The organism is Streptococcus sp. SO2 (assembly GCF_030440025.1).
The window spans coordinates 26,585-43,837 of the sequence record NZ_JAQFJH010000016.1; the positions used below are offsets into that span (position 1 = coordinate 26,585).

General features: G+C 34.7%; 15 protein-coding genes, 1 tRNA gene and 1 rRNA gene. All 17 read left to right on the plus strand.

The window, feature by feature from the left end:
- Positions 1–134: 134 nt before the first annotated feature.
- Positions 135–1,319, plus strand: coding sequence for a S1C family serine protease (locus PCY17_RS10120; protein ID WP_301393766.1), 1,185 nt, complete (start codon positions 135–137; stop codon positions 1,317–1,319).
- A gap of 56 nt (positions 1,320–1,375) precedes the next feature.
- Positions 1,376–2,134, plus strand: coding sequence for a ParB/RepB/Spo0J family partition protein (locus tag PCY17_RS10125; RefSeq protein ID WP_301393769.1), 759 nt, complete (start codon positions 1,376–1,378; stop codon positions 2,132–2,134).
- 221 nt (positions 2,135–2,355) lie between these two features.
- On the plus strand, positions 2,356–3,711 hold the full coding sequence (dnaA, locus tag PCY17_RS10130) for a chromosomal replication initiator protein DnaA (RefSeq protein WP_301393772.1): 1,356 nt from the start codon (positions 2,356–2,358) through the stop codon (positions 3,709–3,711).
- A gap of 157 nt (positions 3,712–3,868) precedes the next feature.
- Positions 3,869–5,005 carry a DNA polymerase III subunit beta gene (gene dnaN, locus PCY17_RS10135; protein ID WP_049508360.1) on the plus strand — a complete coding sequence of 379 codons (1,137 nt, stop codon included), beginning with the start codon at positions 3,869–3,871 and terminating at the stop codon, positions 5,003–5,005.
- 66 nt (positions 5,006–5,071) lie between these two features.
- Complete coding sequence (locus tag PCY17_RS10140; RefSeq protein ID WP_000285188.1) at positions 5,072–5,266, plus strand: DUF951 domain-containing protein; 195 nt, start codon at positions 5,072–5,074, stop codon at positions 5,264–5,266.
- Positions 5,267–5,351: 85 nt separating this feature from the next.
- Positions 5,352–6,467 carry a redox-regulated ATPase YchF gene (gene ychF / locus PCY17_RS10145; protein WP_045762398.1) on the plus strand — a complete coding sequence of 372 codons (1,116 nt, stop codon included), beginning with the start codon at positions 5,352–5,354 and terminating at the stop codon, positions 6,465–6,467.
- A gap of 72 nt (positions 6,468–6,539) precedes the next feature.
- A complete protein-coding gene (gene pth / locus PCY17_RS10150) occupies positions 6,540–7,109 on the plus strand; it encodes an aminoacyl-tRNA hydrolase (RefSeq protein WP_301393780.1) in 570 nt (189 codons plus the stop codon).
- The gene (gene mfd, locus PCY17_RS10155) at positions 7,102–10,605 is read left to right on the plus strand and encodes a transcription-repair coupling factor (RefSeq protein WP_301393782.1); all 3,504 of its coding nucleotides are present in this window, start codon (positions 7,102–7,104) and stop codon (positions 10,603–10,605) included. Before pth ends, mfd begins: the two co-directional genes overlap by 8 nt.
- A 64-nt stretch (positions 10,606–10,669) precedes the next feature.
- Positions 10,670–10,936: an RNA-binding S4 domain-containing protein gene (locus tag PCY17_RS10160; RefSeq protein ID WP_301393785.1), complete on the plus strand. Its 267-nt coding sequence runs from the start codon at positions 10,670–10,672 to the stop codon at positions 10,934–10,936.
- A complete protein-coding gene (locus tag PCY17_RS10165; RefSeq protein WP_000277028.1) occupies positions 10,929–11,297 on the plus strand; it encodes a septum formation initiator family protein in 369 nt (122 codons plus the stop codon). The genes PCY17_RS10160 and PCY17_RS10165 overlap by 8 nt, the downstream gene beginning before the upstream one ends.
- A 6-nt stretch (positions 11,298–11,303) precedes the next feature.
- Positions 11,304–11,426, plus strand: coding sequence for an SP_0009 family protein (locus PCY17_RS10170; RefSeq protein ID WP_045762396.1), 123 nt, complete (start codon positions 11,304–11,306; stop codon positions 11,424–11,426).
- A complete protein-coding gene (locus tag PCY17_RS10175; RefSeq protein WP_301393790.1) occupies positions 11,419–12,687 on the plus strand; it encodes a serine hydrolase in 1,269 nt (422 codons plus the stop codon). Before PCY17_RS10170 ends, PCY17_RS10175 begins: the two co-directional genes overlap by 8 nt.
- Positions 12,684–13,961 carry a tRNA lysidine(34) synthetase TilS gene (tilS, locus tag PCY17_RS10180; protein ID WP_301393792.1) on the plus strand — a complete coding sequence of 426 codons (1,278 nt, stop codon included), beginning with the start codon at positions 12,684–12,686 and terminating at the stop codon, positions 13,959–13,961. Before PCY17_RS10175 ends, tilS begins: the two co-directional genes overlap by 4 nt.
- 4 nt (positions 13,962–13,965) lie before the next feature.
- Positions 13,966–14,508, plus strand: coding sequence for a hypoxanthine phosphoribosyltransferase (gene hpt, locus PCY17_RS10185; protein WP_301393796.1), 543 nt, complete (start codon positions 13,966–13,968; stop codon positions 14,506–14,508).
- A gap of 16 nt (positions 14,509–14,524) precedes the next feature.
- Positions 14,525–16,483: an ATP-dependent zinc metalloprotease FtsH gene (gene ftsH / locus PCY17_RS10190; RefSeq protein WP_301393799.1), complete on the plus strand. Its 1,959-nt coding sequence runs from the start codon at positions 14,525–14,527 to the stop codon at positions 16,481–16,483.
- 393 nt (positions 16,484–16,876) lie between these two features.
- Positions 16,877–16,948: transfer RNA gene (locus PCY17_RS10195), tRNA-Glu, on the plus strand.
- 242 nt (positions 16,949–17,190) lie between these two features.
- Positions 17,191–17,253: ribosomal RNA gene (locus PCY17_RS10200) — 16S ribosomal RNA — on the plus strand; the annotation flags it as partial.

The window sequence follows — 17,253 nt, forward strand, 5'->3', positions numbered from 1 at the left end:
AGATTTTGAAAAACTTCAACAAATTCACAGTTTTTCGAAAGTTATCCACAGATTGTGAAAAACTTTTTTGTTTTTAAGCTTGGATTAAGCTAGCTATTTTATACTTTCATTGATAAAAAAACATGGAGGCTTCTATGAAAAACTTAAAAACTAGTTCCAAAAAATTAGGACAACTTTTATTAGTCATTCTCATTAGCTTTTTTAGTGGGGTTTTAGGTACTTTTACAACATTGCAGCTCAGTCAAAAACAAAATAGTGGTACGACAACTACAACGACTGTCAGCAAAACAGCTGTAAAAAATGAAAACTCAACTACACAGGCAGTCGATAAAGTTAAAGATGCTGTTGTATCTGTCATTACTTACTCATCAAACTCTCAAAATAGTTTACTCGGATCTGATGAAACTGATACAGATACCAATGCTGAACAAGTATACAGCGAAGGTTCTGGTGTCATTTATAAAAAGGAAGGGAATACTGCTTACCTTGTAACCAATACTCACGTTATTAATGGTGCTAAAAAAGTTGATATTCGTTTAGCAGATGGCACAAAAGTCCCTGGTGAAATTGTGGGTTCTGATACTTATTCAGATATTGCCGTTGTAAAAATTGCTGCAGATAAGGTCACAACAGTAGCCGAATTTGGTGATTCTAGTCAATTAACAGTTGGAGAAACAGCTATTGCAATCGGAAGTCCTCTTGGTTCTGAATATGCCAATACTGTAACACAGGGGATTGTATCAAGTTTAAATAGAAATGTCTCTCTAAAATCTGAAGACGGACAAGCTATTTCAACCAATGCTATCCAAACAGATACAGCTATTAACCCTGGGAACTCAGGTGGACCTTTGATTAATATCCAAGGCCAAGTTATCGGTATTACATCAAGTAAGATTGCCTCTAATGGTGGAACATCTGTCGAAGGTCTCGGTTTTGCCATTCCTGCAAACGATGTAATTAATATTATTAAGCAGTTGGAAAAAGATGGAAAAGTAACTCGACCTGCTCTTGGAATCCACATGGTTAACTTATCAAATCTTAGTACAACTGATCTTCAAAAACTAAAACTTCCTGGAAATGTTACTTCTGGTGTAGCTGTTCGTTCTGTTCAAAAAAATATGCCTGCCAATGGACATCTGCAACAATATGACGTCATTACAAAAATAGATGATAAAGCTATTTCTTCCACTACTGAATTGCAAAGTGCTTTATATAGTCATTCTATTGGAGACAGTATGACTGTTACTTACTACCGTGATGGTAAGGAAGAAACAACAACTATTAAATTAGATAAAAGTACTAGTGATTTAGATAAGTAGTTTACAGATATGTAAAGTTGCTTTACAGAATATCTAAGTTGTGTTAATGTAGAATTATGGAAGAATTTAAAATTGTTCAAATAAAAGATATTCAAAAAAATCCCTATCAACCTCGTAAGGAATTTTCAGAAGAAAAAATACAAGAACTGGCACAATCTATTAAGGAAAACGGCTTGATTCAGCCTATTATCGTTAGAAAATCTCCAGTACTTGGATACGAAATTCTAGCTGGAGAAAGACGGTATCGTGCTTCAATTGCTGCTGGACTTTCAGAAGTTCCAGTCATTGTTAAGCAACTTTCTGATCAAGATATGATGCTTCATTCTATCATTGAGAATCTCCAACGAGAAAATTTAAATCCTATCGAGGAAGCTAAAGCATATCAATCCTTAATTGATAAAGGTTTTACCCACACAGAAATTGCTGAAAAAATGGGGAAATCTCGACCTTATATTACAAACCTAGTTCGATTGTTAGGATTACCTAAACATATCCTGACAGAAGTTGAAAGTGGTAGACTTTCTAAAGCTCATGCTAGACTCCTCATTCAATTATCAAGTGATAAACAAGATAAACTCTTGAATCGTATTCAAACTGAAAATCTCTCTGTTCGACAAGTTGAACAAATACTACAAAAAACGAAGAAGAGCAGCAAAAAAGAAAAAGACCACTTTGTCAAAGACGAAGAGCAAAAATTGAAAAAAATACTCGGATTAGATGTTCAGATTAAGCTACAAAAAAAAGATAGTGGTAAAATTTCAATTTCCTTCCATAACCAAGATGAATACCAACAATTTATTAACAGCCTGAAATAAGGCTGTTATTTTAGTATTCTTAACGAACATGGTTATCCACTGCATTTTAGTTTTTAAAAGCCCAGTATTTCAGAATTTTTCTTAGTTATCCACATTTTGTGGATAACATTTAAAAACATTGTTAATTGTTTTCCACAACTTGTGGAAAAATAATCTTATCTATGGTAAAATGATTCTATCAATAAACCTTTTAAATTCTATAGTAAAGGAGGAGGAAATCATTGAAGGAAAAACAATTTTGGAATCGTCTTTTAGAACTTGCACATGATAAATTAACTCAGTCAGTTTATGATTTCTATATTTTAGACGCAAAACTGGTTAAAGTTGAAGAAAATACTGCAACGATTTTCTTACCCCGCGATGAAATGCAGATATTCTGGGAAAGAAATATCAATGGGATGCTTTTAGCAGCAGGTTTTGAAATCTATGATACTGAAATAAAAGCTCATTATATCTTCACGAAAGTTGAAGAAACTAGCTCACAAGTAGCTTTCGAGTCTGAACCTGGCAACGATTATCAACCAAGTCAATCCACTATTCCATATTCTGAAACTGGACTCAAGGAAAAGTATACTTTCGATAATTTTGTTCAAGGGGATGGTAATGTTTGGGCTAAGTCTGCTGCTTTGGCTGTTTCTGAAGATCCAGGATTAACTTACAATCCTCTATTTATCTACGGAGGGCCTGGACTTGGAAAAACTCACCTGTTAAATGCCCTTGGAAATGAAATTCTAAAAAAGAGCCCAAATGCGCGTGTAAAATACATACCTGCTGAAAGCTTCATTAATGAATTCCTAGAGCATTTGAGACTCAATGATATGGAAAAATTCAAGAAAACTTACCGTAGTTTAGACCTCCTACTCATTGATGATATTCAATCACTTAGTGGAAAGAAAGTACAAACTCAGGAAGAGTTCTTCAATACATTTAATGCCCTTCACAATAATAATAAACAGATTGTTTTGACGAGCGACCGTAGGCCTGAACATTTAGAGAGTCTACCTGAACGTCTGGTCACGCGCTTCTCGTGGGGATTAACGACAGATATCACACCACCTGATTTTGAAACACGTATTGCTATTTTACAGAGTAAGACTGAACATCTCAACTATCATTTTCAGAATGATACACTCGAATATTTAGCTGGACAGTTTGACTCTAACGTGCGAGAACTCGAGGGAGCACTCAACGATATCAGCCTAATGGCCAAAGTCAAAAAGATTAACGATATCACAGTTGACATTGCAGCTGAAGCTATTCGTGCTCGTAAACAAGACGTTAGCAAAATGATCGTGATTCCAATTGATAAAATCCAGACAGAAGTTGGAAACTTCTATGGTGTTAGTGTCAAGGAAATGAAAGGAACTAGACGTGTTCAAAATATCGTTTTAGCCCGTCAAGTTGCCATGTATCTAGCCAGAGAAATGACTGATAATAGCCTTCCTAAGATTGGAAAAGAGTTTGGTGGTAAAGACCACACAACGGTCATTCACGCTCATGGAAAAATCAAATCCATGCTTGAAACAGATGATAATTTACGTATAGAAATTGAAAACATCAAAAAGAAAATTAAATAACTTGTGGATAACTTTTTAAAAAATCTCTTATTTATCCACATCTTTTAAACAAGGCTCTGTCCTTGAGTTTTCTTGATTACAAGTGTTTTTCCACAGATTTCACACGCTCTATTATTACTATTATCCTTCTAATAATAAAAAGAATAAAGGAGAATCCATGATTCATTTTTCAATTAATAAAAACTTATTTTTACAAGCTTTAAATACAACAAAGAGAGCTATTAGCTCAAAGAATGCAATTCCTATTTTATCGACTGTAAAAATTGATGTTACCAATGAAGGAATTACCTTGATTGGATCAAATGGTCAAATCTCAATCGAAAATTTTATCTCGCAAAAAAATGAAAATGCAGGTCTCTTGATTAACTCTTTAGGTTCAGTTCTACTGGAAGCTTCTTTCTTTATCAATGTTGTTTCAAGTCTTCCAGATGTAACACTTGATTTTAAAGAGATTGAACAAAAGCAAATTGTCTTAACTAGTGGAAAATCAGAGATTACTCTTAAAGGAAAAGATAGTGAGCAATATCCACGTATTCAGGAAATTTCTGCAAGCAATCCTTTAGTTCTTGAAACAAAACTTCTTAAAAAGATTATCAATGAAACAGCTTTTGCAGCTAGTACCCAAGAAAGCCGTCCTATTTTGACAGGTGTCCACTTTGTTTTAAGCAACCACAAAGAATTAAAAACAGTTGCGACAGACTCTCACCGTCTCAGTCAGAAGAAATTGACTCTTGAAAAAAATAGCGATGATTTTGATGTTGTCATCCCAAGTCGTTCGCTACGCGAATTTTCAGCTGTTTTTACGGATGATATCGAAACAGTAGAGATTTTCTTCGCCAATAATCAAATTCTCTTTAGAAGTGAAAATATTAGCTTCTACACACGTCTTTTAGAAGGAAATTATCCAGATACCGATCGATTGATTCCAACAGATTTCAATACAACAGTGACTTTTGATGTTGCTAAACTACGCCAGTCTATGGAACGTGCTCGCCTATTATCAAGTGCGACACAAAATGGTACTGTTAAATTAGAAATCAAAGAAGGAGTTGTAAGTGCCCATGTTCATTCTCCAGAAGTAGGGAAAGTAAACGAAGAAATTGATACTGAAAATGTAAGTGGTGCTGATTTGACAATTAGTTTCAACCCAACTTATTTGATTGAAGCACTAAAAGCTTTGAATAGCGAAAAAGTTACAATCAGCTTTATTTCAGCAGTTCGTCCATTTACTCTGGTTCCAGCTGATACAGATGAAGATTTCATGCAGCTCATCACACCAGTTCGTACAAATTAATGGAAAGAGGTTGAGCCTAGCTCGCCTCTTTTATGATATAATCGAAAAAGAAAAAGGAGACTAACTATGTATCAAGTTGGAAATTTTGTTGAAATGAAAAAACCTCATGCTTGTACGATTAAGTCAACAGGCAAAAAGGCAAATCGCTGGGAAATTACCCGTGTTGGAGCAGATATCAAAATAAAATGTAGCAATTGTGATCATGTGGTCATGATGAGTCGCTATGATTTTGAAAGAAAAATGAACAAAATCATCGACTAGGAACCCCATAGTAAGAGGGTTAGCAAGTTTTCCCTTTTTGTGTTATAATATTGAAGATTGAAATGTGAACGGAGAATGAGAAATTATGGCTTTAACAGCAGGTATTGTAGGTTTACCAAACGTTGGTAAATCAACCCTATTTAATGCAATTACAAAAGCAGGAGCAGAGGCTGCAAACTATCCTTTTGCGACCATTGATCCAAACGTTGGAATGGTAGAAGTTCCAGATGAACGCCTCCAAAAATTGACGGAAATGATTACTCCTAAAAAGACAGTTCCAACAACCTTTGAGTTTACAGATATTGCAGGTATTGTAAAAGGAGCATCAAGAGGAGAAGGTCTTGGGAATAAATTCTTGGCCAACATCCGTGAAGTTGATGCGATTGTTCATGTGGTTCGTGCCTTTGATGATGAAAATGTCATGCGTGAACAAGGTCGTGAAGATGCCTTTGTGGATCCGCTAGCAGATATTGATACCATTAACCTAGAGTTGATTCTTGCTGATTTAGAATCAGTCAATAAACGCTATGCGCGTGTAGAAAAAATGGCACGTACGCAAAAAGATAAGGAATCAGTTGCAGAATTTAATGTTCTTCAAAAGATTAAACCTGTTCTTGAAGATGGAAAATCAGCTCGTACCATTGAATTCACAGATGAAGAACAAAAAGTTGTTAAAGGACTCTTCCTTTTGACCACGAAACCAGTTCTTTATGTAGCTAACGTTGATGAGGATGTCGTTGGAGATCCAGAATCTATCGATTATGTGAAACAAATTCGTGAATTCGCAGCAACAGAAAATGCAGAGGTAGTGGTTATCTCGGCGCGTGCTGAAGAAGAAATTTCTGAGTTAGACGATGAAGATAAAAAAGAGTTTCTTGAAGCCATTGGTTTGACAGAATCAGGTGTGGATAAGTTGACTCGTGCAGCATATCATTTGTTAGGACTTGGAACTTACTTCACAGCCGGTGAAAAAGAAGTTCGTGCTTGGACCTTTAAACGTGGCATGAAAGCTCCTCAAGCAGCTGGTATCATCCACTCTGATTTCGAAAAAGGTTTTATTCGTGCAGTGACTATGTCTTATGACGATTTGGTAAAATACGGCTCTGAAAAGGCTGTAAAAGAAGCAGGACGTTTGCGTGAAGAAGGAAAAGAATATGTCGTGCAAGATGGCGATATTATGGAATTCCGCTTTAACGTTTAATAAATATTTAAAATAATGTCAATTAGGTTGGAAAAAAATTCCAACCCTTTTGGCTTTTGAAAGGAAATTTAAATGACAAAATTACTTGTAGGATTGGGAAATCCAGGAGATAAATATTTTGAAACCAAACACAATGTTGGCTTTATGCTGATTGACCAACTAGCCAAAAAACAAAATGTTACCTTTAAACACGATAAGATATTCCAAGCTGAGTTAGCCTCATTTTTTCTTAACGGTGAAAAAATTTATCTGGTGAAACCGACGACTTTTATGAATGAAAGTGGAAAAGCTGTTCATGCATTGTTAACCTACTATGGTTTAGATATTGAAGATTTACTGATTATTTACGATGATCTTGACATGGAAGTCGGAAAAATTCGTCTTCGTGCTAAAGGATCAGCTGGTGGTCATAATGGAATTAAGTCGATTATTCAACATATTGGTACACAGGTTTTCAATCGTGTAAAGATTGGCATTGGAAGACCTAAAAAAGGAATGTCTGTTGTTAACCATGTTTTGAGTAAGTTTGATCAAGAAGATTATATTGGTATTTTACAGTCAATTGACAAGGTTGACGATGCTGTAAATTATTATTTACAAGAAAAAAACTTTGAAAAGACGATGCAGAAATATAATGGGTAAGGAAATGGCATTAATCGATTTCTTTTTAGAGAATAAACAAATTCTATCTTGGCATGAGAACTTACCACAGAAACAAAGACAATTATTGCTAGGTCTTTCTGGCTCAGCAAAATCGTTAGCGATTGCTAGCAGTCTGAAGAGTCAGGATAAGGTTTTAGTGATGACCTCAACATATGGAGAGGCTGAGCGTCTGATTAATGATCTAATCTCCATATTAGGTTCTGATCTGGTTTATCCATTTCTAGTAGATGATTCACCAATGGTTGAATTTTTGGTATCATCTCAGGAAAAGATTTTTTCTCGGGTTGAAGCTTTACGTTTTCTAAGAGATGAGTCTCAAAGAGGGATTTTAGTTTGTAACGTCGCAGCTAGTCGAGTATTCTTGCCGAATCCTCAAGTTTTTGATGATAGTATCTTAGAACTTCAAGTGGGGCAAGAATGCGAACAAAGAGAATTAAAAAATCACTTGATTTCTCTTGGTTATAAGAAAGTTACACAAGTTCAAAGTCAGGGAGAATTTAGCCTTCGTGGAGATATTCTAGATATATTTGAAACCTCTCAAATTTGTCCTTATCGGATTGAATTTTTCGGTGATGAGATTGATGGCATTAGAGAATTTGATACAGAAACTCAATTATCAAAAGATAGTAAAACTCAAGTACTAATCTATCCAGCTAGTGATATTTTGTTAACGAATGAAGATTATCATCGTGGTCAGAAATTTTTAGAACATGAGATTGATAAGGCACTTTCTCCAACTTTAAAGTCTTACCTAGAAGAAGTTTTTAGTTGTACGAAAGAGCAAGTTCTTCATGCAGATATTCGCAAGTTTTTGTCTGTATTTTATAAAAAACAGTGGACCTTGATAGACTATTTGAATCAAGTTCCTGTTATATTTGATGATTTTCAAAAAATCATGAACCAGTACGATGCTTTTGATAAGGAAACAGCTAGCTACTTTACAGAAGATTTACATAATAGTAAAGCAGTATCAAGTTTACAATATTTTGCTGATGTAGAAAGTCAGTTTAAAAAATATGTACCAGCGAGTTTCTTTTCAAATTTTCAAAAAGGGCTTGGAAATTTGAAATTTAATAATCTGTACCAGTTCAATCAATATCCTATGCAAGAGTTCTTTAATCAGTTTTCTTTTCTGAAAGAAGAAATTGAACGTTACAAAAAATTAAAGTATACGATTGTTCTTCAATCAAGTAGCAAAACTGAACTAAAGAAACTGTCAACGATTCTTGATGAATACGATATTAAAATTGATAATAGTAATGAAAGTGAAATCTGTAAAGGAACTGTCAATCTTATTGAAGGAAATCTGCGACATGGGTTTCATTTTGTAGATGAAAATCTTGTATTTATCACTGAATATGAAATTTTTAAAAAGAAGATTAAACGGAAATATCGAAGACAAAATATCAGTAACGCTGAGCGATTAAAGGATTATAATGAACTTCAAAAAGGAGACTATGTTGTTCACCAAATTCATGGTATTGGTCAATATTTAGGGATTGAAACGATTGAAATCAAAGGGATTCATCGAGACTACGTAAGTGTTCTATATCAAAATGGGGACCGTATTTCCATCCCTGTGGAGCAGATACAGACTCTTTCTAAGTATGTTTCTAGTGATGGTAAGGCTCCAAAGTTAAACAAATTAAACGATGGACGTTTTAAAAAAGCGAAGCAAAAAGTAAAGAGTCAAGTTGAAGATATTGCAGATGATTTAATTAAGTTATATGCAGAGAGAAGTCAACTTAAAGGTTTTGCATTTTCAAAAGATGATGAAGACCAAAACGCTTTTGACGAAGCATTCCCATATGTAGAGACTGAGGACCAACTTAGAAGTATCGAAGAGATTAAGAAAGATATGCAGGCTTCTCAACCGATGGACCGACTTTTAGTTGGAGATGTTGGATTTGGTAAGACAGAAGTAGCTATGCGAGCTGCATTTAAGGCTGTCAATGATCATAAACAGGTTGTCGTTTTAGTGCCAACAACCGTTCTTGCTCAGCAACATTACAGTAATTTCAAGGAAAGATTTGAACAATTTGCTGTCAACGTAGATGTTTTGAGTCGTTTCAGAAGTAAAAAAGAACAGACTGAAACACTTGAGAAATTAAAAAAAGGTCAAGTAGACATCTTGATAGGGACCCATAGAGTCTTGTCTAAAGATGTTGAGTTTGCTGATTTGGGGTTGATGATTATTGATGAAGAGCAACGTTTTGGTGTTAAGCATAAGGAAGCTTTGAAGGAATTAAAAAAGAAGGTTGATGTCTTAACCTTGACAGCTACACCAATTCCTCGAACTCTTCATATGTCTATGCTAGGTATCCGAGATTTATCAGTCATCGAAACTCCTCCAACCAATCGATATCCTGTACAAACCTATGTCCTTGAACAGAATGATCGTGTCATTCGTGATGCTGTATTGAGAGAAATGGATCGTGGTGGTCAAGTTTACTATCTTTACAACAAAGTTGACACTATTGAAAAGAAGGTTTCAGAGTTACAAGAACTGATTCCAGAAGCTTCTATTGGATTTGTCCATGGTCAAATGAGTGAAATTCGCTTAGAAAATACACTTCTTGATTTCATTGAAGGACAATATGATATTTTAGTGACTACAACAATCATTGAAACAGGTGTAGACATTCCAAATGCTAATACCTTGTTTATAGAAAATGCAGATCATATGGGATTGTCAACCTTGTATCAATTAAGAGGTCGTGTTGGTCGTAGTAATCGAATTGCTTATGCCTATCTCATGTATCGTCCAGATAAAACTTTGACAGAAGTTTCTGAGAAGAGATTAGAAGCTATCAAAGGTTTTACTGAACTGGGTTCTGGTTTCAAAATTGCTATGCGTGATTTATCCATTCGTGGAGCTGGGAATCTTTTAGGAAGCTCTCAGTCTGGATTTATTGATTCTGTTGGTTTTGAGTTGTACTCTCAGTTGTTAGAAGAAGCAATTGCTAAGAAAAATGGAACTGACAAAAAGCGTGAAAAAGGAAATGCTGAGTTAATTCTACAAATTGATGCTTATCTTCCAGATGAGTATATTTCAGATGAACGACATAAAATTGAAATTTACAAGAGAATTCGTCAGATTGACGATCGTGTCAACTATGAAGAATTACAAGATGAGTTGATCGATCGTTTTGGAGAATATCCAGATGTGGTTGCTTACCTTTTAGAAATTGGATTAGCTAAAGCATATCTTGATAAAGTGTTTGTCAATCGTGTTGAAAGAAAAAATAATAAACTTGTCATTCAATTTGAAAAAATTTCGCAGCAACTATTTTTAACACAAGATTATTTCCAGGCTCTATCTCAGACAAGTTTGAAGGCTAATATTTCAGAAAATCAAGGTTTAATCGAAGTTGTTTTTGATATTCGTAATAAAAAGGATTATGAGATTTTAGAAGGTCTTTTAACTTTTGGAGAATCATTAGCAAACATAAAAGATTCAAAAGAGTCACATTAGGAGTTATCTTTTTTCTTCTATAAAAGGTAGAAAAATGGTACAATAATAATTTGAGGTAATAAAAATGAGATTAGATAAATATTTAAAAGTATCAAGAATTATTAAGCGTCGTACAGTGGCTAAAGAAGTTGCAGATAAAGGGCGAATCAAGGTAAATGGAATACTTGCTAAAAGTTCAACAGATTTAAAACTCAATGATCAGGTTGAAATTCGCTTTGGAAATAAATTGTTACTTGTAAAGGTGCTGGAAATGAAAGATAGCACTAAAAAAGAAGATGCTGCAGGTATGTATGAAATTATCAGCGAAACAAGGGTAGAAAACGATGTATAAAAAAATTGTACAAATGAATAATTCTTTTATTCAAAATGAACACCAACGTCGTAAATACTTGATGGAAGAACGACAAAGACGAAATCGTTTTATGGGCTGGGTTTTGATTTTGATTATGTTGTTGTTCATCCTACCAACCTATAATTTGACTCAAAGTTATCAGCAACTACTCGAACGTCGCCAACAGTTAGCCGATCTGAAAAAACAGTATCAAGAATTGAGCGATGAAAAAGATAAAGAATCAAATCTTGCAACCAAATTAAAGGATGAAACATACGCAGCCAAGTATTTGCGTGCAAAATATTACTATTCAAAATCATGGGAGGAAGTTTATACTATTCCGGACTTACTTCCTAGGTAATGTAAAATGGAAAATTTATTAGATATTGTAGAAAAGTTTTTAAGTCAATCAGATGAAAAATTAGAAGAGTTAGCTCAAAAAAATCATCTGTTACGGCTACAAGAAGAAGAGGAAAAAAAGAATGCGTAAATTTTTAGTGATATTACTACTTCCTATTTTTTTAAAAAGTGTCCAAGTAGTAAGCACTGAGAATCCAGTTATCATTCCAAACCAAGAAGTTTATTCCTTAACCCACGCTTCGTATCATTTTTACTATCAAGATGTTATAGAATCTCCAAAATTTTATGGTGAAACGTCTGTTTATTCTACAGAAGATTTGATTAAAGAATCAGGAAAAGTCAATGCAGATACAACATTATCTGTTTTAGAATGGAGATTAAATAAACAAGGACAGCCTGTGTTTAAATTGTCAAATAATCAATTTGTGATGGCTGATAAACGACTTTTATACGATAGTTCAATTGTCAACGATTTTTCTAAACGAGTATGGTTAGAACCAGAATTTGTCGTTTATAATAGTCCTTATGATCAACAAGAATTAAAGTCTACTTTAGCAGCTTATCAAGAGGTTGAAGCAGATATGTCTATTTTTGCTGAAGGTCGTGAATTCTTACATATCAAACAAATTGGTTGGGTTTCGACGGATTACATTTCCAATGATGACAATCGTATCCAGAAAGTACAAGAGTTGTTATCTGCGAATTATCAAAATGAACAATTTTCTATTTATGTTAAACAATTAAGCACGGGTAAGGAAGCTGGGATTAACGAAGATCAAAAAATGTACTCTGCTAGTGTTATGAAATTGCCTTATCTTTATTATGTTCAAGAAAAAATCAATCAAGGTGATTACCAACTTGACACGAAATTGAAGTACGTTTCTGAAGTAAATGATTTCCCTGGTTCTTATAAACCCGAAGGAAGTGGAAGCCTCCCTAAAACAGCGGACGATAAAGAGTACACTCTCAAAGATTTAATTACAAAGACAGCGAAAGAATCTGACAATGTAGCTCATAATATTCTTGCTTATTATATTACGAATAAATCAGATGAAGCTTTTAAAAAAGAAATGGCTACTATCGCAGGTGAAGAGTGGGATGTGACAGATAAGTTGGCTTCAGCTAGAATGGCTGGTCAAGTTATGGAATCTATTTATAATCAGAATGGTTTTGTTTTAGAATCTCTATCGCAAACAGCTTTTGATAATCAGAGGATTGCTAAGAATATTTCTGCTAAGGTAGCCCATAAAATTGGGGATGCAGATGAATTTAAACACGATGTAGGAATAGTCTATACAGATTCTCCTTTCATCATTTCAATCTTTACCAAAAATTCTGATTATGATACCATTTCTAAAATTTCTAAGGATGTCTATGAGGTCCTAAAATGAGAGACCAAGATTTTTTAAATCATTTTCTAGAAAAAGGTTATTTTAAAGATCATTCACGAGTTGTACTAGCCTTGTCTGGTGGATTGGATTCGATGTTTCTTTTTCATCTCCTTTCAACTTACCAAAAAGAACTTGGGATTGATTTGTTTTTAGCTCATGTGAACCATAAACAACGACCAGAATCAGATGATGAAGAAATTGAATTAAGAAAACTAGCTGAACAAGTTGGAGTTCCAATTTACGTAGCTCATTTTACTGGAGATTTTTCAGAAGCAAATGCTCGTCAATTTCGCTATGATTTTTTTAGAGAAGTAATGGAGAAAACTTCCTCTACAGCCCTTGTAACAGCTCATCATGCAGATGATCAGGCTGAGACGATTTTAATGCGATTGATTCGAGGTGTTAGACTACAACATTTATCAGCTATAAAAGAGAGACAAACGTTTGATAAGGGAGAATTAATTCGTCCTTTACTGTCTTTTTATAAGAAGGATTTTACTGAAGTTGAGCATTTTGAAGATAGGACGAATAAAGAAAATCATTATTTTCGCAATCGAGTTCGTAATATTTACTTACCACAACTGGAAAAAGAAAATATTCAGCTAAAGAGAGCGTTTTTAGAGTTTGGAAAAGAAGTATTTGACTATCAAATTGCTCTGACTGAATTATCTCAAACAGTCAATGTGGAAGATTTAACTCAGTTTTTATCTTTTAGTGAAGCAACACAGCGAGTTTTACTACAACAATACCTTAGTTGTTTTGCTGATTTAAATGTAACAAGAGAACAATTCCAACAGGTCCATCATATTTTAAGAACCAAGAGTCAATATCGTCATCGTTTAAAAAATGGTTATGAACTTGTAAAAAAATACCAACACTTTAAAATTTGTAAAATCAGACCAAAGTCTGATGAAAAAAGTAGTGATTGTGTGTTAGACTATCAAAATCAAGTTCATTATGAAGGTTATTTATTTTCATTTGGAATCCCTCTAAAAGGGGAAAATGTTCAAAAGATAAATGTTTCTCGTGAAACATCGTTGATTTTACGGCATCGACATCCCGGTGATTATTTGATAAAAAATGGTCATCGTAAAAAACTAAGACGACTTTTTATTGATTTAAAAATTCCTAAAGAAAAACGAGAAAAAGCTATTATCATTGAGCAATTTGGAAAAATTTGTTCAGTTTTAGGAATTGAAATCAGTGATTTGAGTAAAAAAATGAAAAATGATATAATGAACACTGTACTTTATATAGAAAAAATAGATAGGTAAAATCATGTTAGAAAAAGATATCAAGAAAATTTTGATTTCACAAGATGAAATTACAGAAGCAGCTAAAAAATTGGGTGCTCAGTTGACAAAAGATTATGAGGGAAAAAATCCGATTTTAGTTGGAATTCTAAAAGGTTCTATTCCTTTTATGGCAGAATTGGTGAAATATATTGATACACATCTTGAAATGGACTTTATGATGGTCTCTAGCTATCATGGTGGGACTGTAAGTAGTGGTGTCATTAATATTAAACAAGACGTAACTCAAGATATTAAAGGTCGACATGTTGTCTTTGTAGAAGATATCATTGATACTGGTCAAACCTTGAAGAGTTTGAGAGAAATGTTTACTGCAAGAGAAGCAGCTTCTGTTAAGATTGTCACCATGCTTGATAAACCAGAAGGTCGTACAGTAGAAATCGAAGCAGATTATACATGTTTTACAATTCCAAATGAATTTGTTGTAGGCTACGGTTTAGACTATAATGAAAACTATCGTAACCTTCCTTATGTAGGTGTATTGAAAGAGGAAGTTTACTCAAAATAGAAGGGTAAGTGTTTGAATGCAAAAACAAAATAATGGTTTCATAAAAAATCCATTTCTTTATTTGTTGATGATTTTCTTGCTAGTGACAGGATTCCAGTACTTTTTTGCTGGCAGATCCGCTGGTCATAGTCAACAAATTAAGTATTCAGAATTGGTTCAGGAAATCACTAACGACAATGTAAAAGAAATAACCTACCAACCAAGTGGTAGTGTTATTGAAGTGTCTGGTGTCTACAAAACTGCTAAGACAGAGAAACAGGAAACGGGAATTCAATTTTTTACACCATCTGCTACAAAAGTAGAGAAATTTACAAGTATTATCCTCCCATCAGATACAACTGTAACGGATTTGCAAAAGTTAGCAAGTGAACATCAAACAGAAATTGAAGTGAAACACGAAAGCTCAAGTGGTATGTGGATTAACATCCTGGTTTCAGTAGTACCATTTGCTATCTTATTCTTCTTCCTCTTCTCTATGATGGGAAATATGGGCGGAAATAGCGGACGTAATCCAATGAGCTTTGGACGTAGTAAAGCTAAGGCTGCTAACAAAGAGGATATTAAAGTTCGCTTTTCAGATGTCGCAGGCGCAGAAGAAGAGAAACAAGAACTTGTTGAAGTTGTTGAATTCTTAAAAGATCCAAAACGATTTACAAAATTGGGTGCCCGGATTCCAGCTGGTGTTCTCTTAGAGGGGCCTCCGGGAACTGGTAAAACATTACTTGCTAAAGCAGTCGCAGGAGAAGCTGGTGTACCATTCTTTAGTATTTCAGGTTCTGACTTTGTAGAAATGTTCGTCGGTGTCGGTGCGAGCCGTGTACGTTCTCTCTTTGAGGATGCAAAAAAAGCAGCACCAGCTATTATCTTCATTGATGAAATTGATGCCGTTGGTCGACAACGTGGTGTCGGTTTAGGTGGAGGTAATGATGAACGAGAACAAACCTTAAACCAACTCTTGATTGAAATGGATGGTTTTGAAGGAAATGAAGGAATTATTGTCATTGCGGCAACAAACCGTTCAGATGTTCTTGATCCGGCCCTACTTCGTCCAGGCCGTTTTGATAGAAAAGTATTAGTTGGTCGTCCTGATGTTAAGGGTCGCGAAGCAATCTTGAAAGTCCATGCTAGAAATAAACCTTTAGCTGAAGATGTAGATTTGAAATTGGTAGCACAACAAACTCCAGGTTTTGTTGGTGCCGATTTGGAAAATGTATTGAACGAAGCAGCTTTAGTTGCAGCTCGTCGTAATAAATCAGTGATTGATGCTTCTGATATTGATGAGGCAGAAGATCGTGTCATCGCTGGACCATCTAAGAAAGACAAGACAGTTTCACAAAAAGAACGTGAGTTGGTTGCCTACCATGAGGCAGGACACACCATTGTCGGTCTAGTATTGTCAAATGCTCGTGTTGTTCATAAAGTTACCATAGTACCACGTGGACGTGCAGGCGGATATATGATCGCACTTCCTAAAGAAGACCAAATGCTTCTATCTAAAGAAGATATGAAAGAGCAATTAGCTGGCTTAATGGGTGGACGTGTAGCTGAAGAGATTATCTTTAACGTCCAAACAACTGGAGCATCTAATGACTTCGAACAAGCTACTCAGATGGCGCGTGCAATGGTTACAGAGTATGGTATGAGTGAAAAACTTGGTCCAGTACAATATGAAGGAAATCATGCCATGTTTGGTGCACAAAGCCCTCAAAAATCAATTTCAGAACAAACAGCTTATGAAATTGACGAAGAAGTTCGTTCATTGTTGAATGAAGCACGAAACAAAGCTGCTGAAATTATCCAGTCAAATCGTGAAACTCACAAGCTAATTGCAGAAGCATTATTGAAATACGAAACATTGGATAGTACACAAATTAAATCTCTATACGAAACAGGAAAGATGCCTGAAACAGTAGAAGAGGAATCACATGCACTATCTTATGACGAAGTAAAATCAAAAATGAGTGAAGAAAATTAATTATCTTAAATACTATAAACAGAGGAAGCGCAAGTTTTCTCTGTTTTTTTTTTTTAAAATTGAGGGAACTCGAATTTAAATCAAAGATTTCGATATATAGAAAACAAAATACAAGTTCACCTATGTCAATGCTCTCTTAGAAGAAATGATTCAAATTTTCTGAAAATAAGAATGGAACAGTTACTTGAGTAATATGAAGAAATGTTTTCAAAAAATGATATGTGCTTCATAAAAAAGAATTATTGTAAGAAAGCAGACGAACGATTTAAAGGCCACAAAGCCCTTCTCAGAGAGCTGAAGGGATTAATTCAGGAGAAATGAAAAAAAGTTAAAAAAGGTGTTGACAAAGTACGAAAAGTCGGTATAATAGTAAGAGTTGAAAATAACAACTCCGGTCCGTTGGTCAAGGGGTTAAGACACCGCCTTTTCACGGCGGTAACACGGGTTCGAATCCCGTACGGACTATAGTATGAAGCAGTTGGAACACTGGATGAAAAAAATTAAAAAAAGTTTCAAAAAAGTGTTGACAAGCGAAAGCGGCTGTGATATACTAATATAGTTGTCGCTTGAGAGAAGTGAGTGACAAAGACCTTTGAAAACTGAACAAGACGAACCAATGTGCAGGGCACTACAACTAAGGTTGTAGTACTGAACAATGAAAAAAACAATAAATCTGTCAGTGACAGAAATGAGTGAGAACTCAAACTTTTAATGAGAGTTTGATCCTGGCTCAGGACGAACGCTGGCGGCGTGCCTAATACATGCAAGTA

Excerpts from the sequence above, each read along its gene's own strand:
- pth (WP_301393780.1), top strand. The coding sequence starts at position 6,540 with ATGACAAAATTACTTGTAGGATTGGGAAATCCAGGAGATAAATATTTT.
- ychF (WP_045762398.1), top strand. The coding sequence starts at position 5,352 with ATGGCTTTAACAGCAGGTATTGTAGGTTTACCAAACGTTGGTAAATCA.
- PCY17_RS10140 (WP_000285188.1), top strand. The coding sequence starts at position 5,072 with ATGTATCAAGTTGGAAATTTTGTTGAAATGAAAAAACCTCATGCTTGT.
- mfd (WP_301393782.1), top strand. The coding sequence starts at position 7,102 with ATGGGTAAGGAAATGGCATTAATCGATTTCTTTTTAGAGAATAAACAA.
- PCY17_RS10125 (WP_301393769.1), top strand. The coding sequence starts at position 1,376 with ATGGAAGAATTTAAAATTGTTCAAATAAAAGATATTCAAAAAAATCCC.
- tilS (WP_301393792.1), top strand. The coding sequence starts at position 12,684 with ATGAGAGACCAAGATTTTTTAAATCATTTTCTAGAAAAAGGTTATTTT.
- dnaN (WP_049508360.1), top strand. The coding sequence starts at position 3,869 with ATGATTCATTTTTCAATTAATAAAAACTTATTTTTACAAGCTTTAAAT.
- PCY17_RS10160 (WP_301393785.1), top strand. The coding sequence starts at position 10,670 with ATGAGATTAGATAAATATTTAAAAGTATCAAGAATTATTAAGCGTCGT.
- PCY17_RS10165 (WP_000277028.1), top strand. The coding sequence starts at position 10,929 with ATGTATAAAAAAATTGTACAAATGAATAATTCTTTTATTCAAAATGAA.
- hpt (WP_301393796.1), top strand. The coding sequence starts at position 13,966 with ATGTTAGAAAAAGATATCAAGAAAATTTTGATTTCACAAGATGAAATT.
- PCY17_RS10170 (WP_045762396.1), top strand. The coding sequence starts at position 11,304 with ATGGAAAATTTATTAGATATTGTAGAAAAGTTTTTAAGTCAATCAGAT.
- PCY17_RS10120 (WP_301393766.1), top strand. The coding sequence starts at position 135 with ATGAAAAACTTAAAAACTAGTTCCAAAAAATTAGGACAACTTTTATTA.
- ftsH (WP_301393799.1), top strand. The coding sequence starts at position 14,525 with ATGCAAAAACAAAATAATGGTTTCATAAAAAATCCATTTCTTTATTTG.
- PCY17_RS10175 (WP_301393790.1), top strand. The coding sequence starts at position 11,419 with ATGCGTAAATTTTTAGTGATATTACTACTTCCTATTTTTTTAAAAAGT.